A 5,661-nucleotide genomic window follows, 5' to 3' on the forward strand; every position below is an offset into this window, starting at 1 on the left:
GTGTGGTCGAGGTGGTCGCGTGTGGGGGGGGGGGGGTGTGGGGGGGGGGGGGGGGCGCGGGCCCGGCCCCCCCCCCCCGGGACGTGTACACCCACCCCCGTGCGGTGGGTGACCCCGGGGCCCGCGCCCGCCAGGGCCCGGCGGACCGACTCCTCGGTGACCTCGGGCAGGTGGTGCCAGCCGGGCCGCGGGGCCGCGAGCGGCGCCGTGGACAGGACGGTGAGGTCCGCGTCCGGCGGCGCGGCGGCGGCGAGCGGCTCGGGGGCGTCGGTGAGCACCACCGCCCCGGCGGGGAGGAACGGGACGCGCTCGCGCACGGTGCGCGCGGGCAGCCCGGTCAGGACGGGCACCTGGCGGCGGACCCGCACCGGGGTGCCGTCCGCGAGCCGTCCGCCGGTGGCGAACGCGGCGGGCAGCGCGGCCGGGACCGCCTCCGGGCCCGCGGACTCCGGACCGGCGGCCTCGGGGCCGTCACCGGGGATGGTCAGCCGGAGCCGGGCCCCGGCGGCGCCCTCGCTCTCGTCGGTGGCGATCTCCACGGTCCCCGAGGGCCGGTGCAGCGCCCTGAGGACGGCGAGGCCGCCGGCCGCGCCCAGATAGCGGGCGTGCTCGGGCGCGGGCGCACCGCACAGCAGGATCTCGTCCGCGGCCTCTTCCCCGCGCCCCGCCTCGACGGCGCCGAGCGGCTCGTCCACGTACGCGAGCACCTCGAGCCCGGCGGCGCGGGCCCGCTCCTCGGTGGTGAGGGCGAACAGGAAGGCGCCCTCGGCGAGTTCCCGGGCCTCCGGCGGCAGCAGCTCGCCGATCAGCGTCCGGTACTCCGGGAGGCTGTTGCCGTTGATCCCGCCCGCGAGCGCGAAGTCCAGCTCACCGGTGCGCAGATAGCGGCCCGCGGAGGTGATGGAGGAGACGGCGGAGGCGAAGCCGGAGTCCATCGTCATGTTGGGGCCGTTGAGGTCGAAGTAGTTCGCCACCCGGGCCGAGATGATGTTGGGCATCTGGCCGGGGAAGGAGTCCTCGTTGGAGGCCGGGATCATGCCGCGTACGCGGTCGCCGAGCCGCTCCAGCACACCGGGCAGGGCGTCGGAGGGCAGCTCGCCCAGCGCCTCGGCGATGTCGTCGAGGTAGCAGCGGTTGGCGTAGAGCATCGCGGCGCGGGTCGGGCCCATATGGCCGACGAACACCCCGGTCTTGAGCGCCCGCTCCTGCCAGAACTCCGGCATCTGGTCGCGCAGTTGATGGGCGCACTCCACGATCATCAGCTGGCAGCGGTCCAGGGCGCGGATGGTCTTGGGAGGCAGCCGGACCTTGCTGAACGGCGGCGCCGGGTACTCGTCGCCGAAGCTGTCGCTGGGGCGCGGACCGCCGCCCAGCCAGCGGGTGACCTCCTCGCGGCCCTCCAGCCCCGGCAGATGGGCCGACCAGCCGACGATCGCCACCCGGCTGCCGGTGTCCGGGACCTTGGTGACGGTCGCGGGCCGGTCGGTGGCGGTGGCGTCCGCGACGGCGGGGCGCGCCCGGTGCTCGGAGACGATCAGATGGGCGTTGGTGCCGCCGAAGCCGAAGCCCGACACCGCGGCCAGCCGCGGGCCGCCGGCCTGCTCCGGCCAGCCCTTGTGCTCGGGGGTGATCTCCAGTCCGGTCTCGGCGAGCCGGAAGTCCTCGCGGGGCCTGGAGAAGCGGAACTGACCGGGGATGGTGTGCTCGGCCAGGCCCAGCAGGTTCTCGATGAGCGAGACCACGCCCGCCGCCCAGCCGGTATGGCCGATCAGGGACTTGTTGGAGGTGACCGTGGCGGGTCCGGCGGTGCCGTAGTACTCCCGCAGCGTGGTGAACTCGGCGAGGTCACCGGCCGGGGTGCCGGTGGCGTGGGCGTTGACCCAGCTCACCGCGGAGCCCTCGACCTCGCCCGCCTCCAGGGCGCGCCGCACCGCGAGGCTCTGACCGGCGGCGTTGGGCGCGTAGATGGCCTTGCCCTTGCCGTCGGAGGACGAGCCGAAGGCGCGGAGCACCCCGAGCACCTCGTCGCCGTCGGCCCGCGCCCGGCTCAGCCGCTTGAGGACGACCAGCGCGGCGCCGTCGGCGAAGATCACACCGTCGGCGTCCTCGTCCAGCGCGTGCACCTCACCGCGCTTGGAGAGCCCCTGGAGCTTGGAGAAGAGCACGGTGCCGCGCGGCGCGAGCGCGAAGGCGCCGCCGCAGACGGCGATGTCCTGCTTGCCCATCAGCAGACCCTTGGCCGCGATGTCGATCGCGTACAGCGACGAGGAGCAGGCGGTGTCCACCATGTGCAGCTCGGTGGAGGGCGGCAGCAGACCGCGCATCGCCAGCTCCCCGACGCGGTGCGGCAGGAAGCGCGAGCGGTCCTGGCCGGCGCGCCAGTAGCGGCGGTTCAGGGCCGCCTCGATGTCGCCGCCGAGGGTGGTGCGCTCGCCGTCGTCCAGCGGCAGGTCCCCGAGGATGTCGTGGGTCATCCGGGTGACGCTGTCCAGCACCCCGGCCTCTTCCAGGTGCTGGCTGCCGTCGGGGGTGTAGCCGACGACGAAGGAGCAGCGGTCGGAGTCCTGGTGGCGCACCCCGTCCAGGGCCTGGACCAGGCTGTGGCGCAGCCACATGGTGGTCAGCTCGTGGTCGTCCGCGCCCTCGGCCATGCTGTCGACGGAGCCGGAGGCGGCCTGGAAGTCGGTGATGAAGACGCAGCGGTCGGCGTACGCCTTGTCCTCGGCGGCGGTGTCGACGGCGTGGAAGTTCTCGTGCCGCCAGCGGTCCCGGGGGATCTTGACGAACAGCTCGTCACCGGTCGTACGGAGCTTCCAGAACTCCTCGGGGCTGTTCGCCCCGGCGACCGCCAGGCCCATGCCGACGACGGCGATCGCGTCGTCGGGGACATCGGGGGGCAGGTCGGAGCCGGGCGCGTCCACGGCCGCGGCGACGGCGGCCGTCGTGGCAGCGGCCGTCGTGGCAGCGACCGTCGTGCCGGCGGCCTGAGGCCGTACGGGCTCGGGCTCGGGCGCCAGGACGGGTTCGGGCGTCACAACGGGCTGGGGCACGACGGGCTGGGCCACGACCGGCTCGGGCTCCGGCTCCGGTGCGGCCTCCTCCCGTACGGGGGCCGCGGCGGGCGGCGACATGAGGGCGGCGCCCAGCGTCAGTCCCCCGTCGGCGAGCACCACCTGTCCGGTGATCCACCGCGAGGCGTCGGAGGCCAGGAAGGCGACGACGTCGGCGAACTCCTCCGGGGTACCCAGCCGTCCGAAGGGGGTCGCCCTGGCGATCACCTCCTGCATCTCCCGGGCCCGGGGGAACTTGTCCGCGACCTCGCTCTCCAGCATGGCGGCCGAGGCGGTGTTCACCCGGATGCCCAGCGGGGCGTACTCCACGGCGAGATAGCGGGTGGCCGCCTCGGCGGCCGCCTTGGCGGGGGCGCAGGCCGAGTAGTTGGCCATCACCATCTGCGAGCCGCCGAGCGCCGAGACGGTGACGATCGACCCGCCGCCGCCCCGCGCCATCAGCGCGGCCGCGGCGCGGGCGCAGCGCAGTCCGCCCTTGTAGTTGGTGTCAATGGCCTTGGCGATGTCCTCGTCGGTCACCTCGGCCAGGGGCAGCAGAGCCCCGTTGGCGGCGCTGTTGACCAGGATGTCCAGCCGCCCGTGGCGCTCCTCGATCTCGGCGAACATCCGGTCGACCTGCTCCTGCCGGGCCACCGAGGCCCGGGCGAGCTCGACCCGGCCGCCGCTTGCCACCAGTTCGTCCCTGGTGCGCTTGGCCTGGTCGTGCGAGTGGAAGTAGTTGAGGACGACATCGGCGCCGCGGGCCGCGAGGGTCCGCGCGATCGCCTTGCCCACGCCCTTGGAACCCCCGGTGACCAGGGCCACCTTCCCCGTGAGGTCTTTCATGGGAACGATTGACTCCTTCTGCGACGAGGGGGCGCTTCAGCCCGTGGCGGAGGCCGGTGCGTGGGCCCCTTGGTCGTTGAGCTGCTGGAGCACAAAGTCGGTGATCTTGCCCATGGTGTTGTAGGTGGCCAGCCGGAAGCCGGACTCGCGCGGCGGCAGCCCGTAGCGGCTCGAGACCCTGGACAGGAGTTCGACCTGCTTGACGGAGTCGACGCCCAGCTCGGCCTCCAGCTGCACCTCGTCCTCGAAGACGTCCTCGGGGTATTCGAGCGCCTCGGCGTAGAGGGTCCGCAGCTCCCCGAAGAGCTGGTCGCGGCCGTACCCGTCGGCCGGCGCACCGGACGCGGGGGCCGCCGGGGCCTCCGGGGCGGACGCGGGAGCGGCCTGGGTGGCGGGCTCCGGCCCGACGGCGGCCGCGGGCTCCGGCTCGGGCTCGGCGCCGCCGCCCTCGGTGGACTTGCGGAAGGCATCCAGTTCGGTGCGGACCAGCTCCAGCACCATGTGGCCGTGCTCGCTCCAGTACGCCGCGAAGACGTCCGCCGGCACCGAGGGGGCCAGCAGCTCGGCGAGCCCGCCCCGCTCGGGCGCCGCCAGACCGGCCTCGCGCAGCGCGTCGAGGGTTCCGTCGAGCGCGAGCCGGCCGCCGGTCACGGCCAGCGTGGGCAGCGACCGCGCCGCGGAGCCGTCGGTCACCTTGGCGACCAGCTTGGAGAGCGCGGCGCGCCCGCCCGCCTCCACGAACACCTCGGCGCCGGTCTCCCGCAGGTGCCGTACGGCGGCGGCGAACCGCACCGGCCGGGTGAAGTGCTCGGCCAGCAGATCGGCGAGGGCGTCGCCCGGCTCGTAGTAGCGCTGCAGGATCGGCGAGTAGACCGGGCGGTTCAGCGGACGCTGGTCCAGCTTCCGTACGTACGCGGCGAACTCGGGGGCGGCGGGGGCGAGCGCCGGGGTGTGGAAGGGGAAGGGGGTGTCGATCTCGATGGCGCCCACGTCCAGCTGCCCGGCGATCGCCACGACCCGGTCCAGGATCCCGGCGGGGCCGCTGACCACGGTCTGCTCGTCGTGGTTCTCGGTGGCGACGGCCAGCAGCGGCTCGTCCACCAGCTCCAGCAGCTTGCGGGTGCGCTCGGCGCTCGCGGCCAGGGCCACCATGCGGCCGTCGACCCCGCCGTGCCGCTCGATCACGGCGACGCGCTGGGCGACGATCCGGACCCCGTCCTCGACCGAGAAGGCCCCGGCCGCCACCAGGGCGGTGATCTCGCCGAGGCTGTGCCCGGCCAGCACGTCGGGGGCCACGCCCTGGGCGGCGAGGATCTCGTAGGCGGCCAGACCGGCGCCGTAGATGGCGACCTGGGAGGCCCACGGGTCGTTGTCGAGCAGATCGCGCAGATCGGCCTTGCGCTCGCCGAAGAGCACCTCGGAGATGCGGCTGCCGTAGAGCTCCTCGGTCACGGTGTCGAGCCGCTCGAAGACCCGGCCGATCTGGGGATGGCGCTCCTTGGCGCGGCGGAGCGCCTCGCCGTCGAAGCCGCCCTGTCCGGGGAAGAGGAACGCCGTCGTGACGCCGGGGGACGGATTGCTGGACATGCCGATGCCTCCATGGCTGTGATGGTGACGGTGGGTGAGGTGCGCCCCCCCCCCGGGGGGCGCGGCGGGGGGGCGCGGAGGTGGGGGGGGGTGCGGGGGCCCCCCCCCCCCCCCCCACCGAACGGGAGGTGTATTAACAAAAACACGACCACCCACCAGAAACTCGCGCCGACCAGTA

The 5,661-nt window shown here is 74.4% G+C and carries 2 protein-coding genes; both read right to left on the reverse strand.

Annotation, left to right across the window (positions count from 1 at the left end; genetic code table 11):
* Positions 1-3,896, reverse strand: a 3,896-nt coding sequence (locus tag ACFXB5_RS41265) for an SDR family oxidoreductase (RefSeq protein WP_385218524.1), incomplete at its 3' end; no start/stop codon positions are given.
* 36 nt (positions 3,897-3,932) lie between these two features.
* Positions 3,933-5,483: an acyltransferase domain-containing protein gene (locus ACFXB5_RS41270; protein ID WP_385218526.1), complete on the reverse strand. Its 1,551-nt coding sequence runs from the start codon at positions 5,481-5,483 to the stop codon at positions 3,933-3,935.
* Positions 5,484-5,661 lie beyond the last annotated feature (178 nt).

Origin of the sequence: Streptomyces sp. NPDC059455 (assembly GCF_042750115.1) — a bacterium.
GTDB lineage: Bacteria > Actinomycetota > Actinomycetes > Streptomycetales > Streptomycetaceae > Streptomyces > Streptomyces endocoffeicus.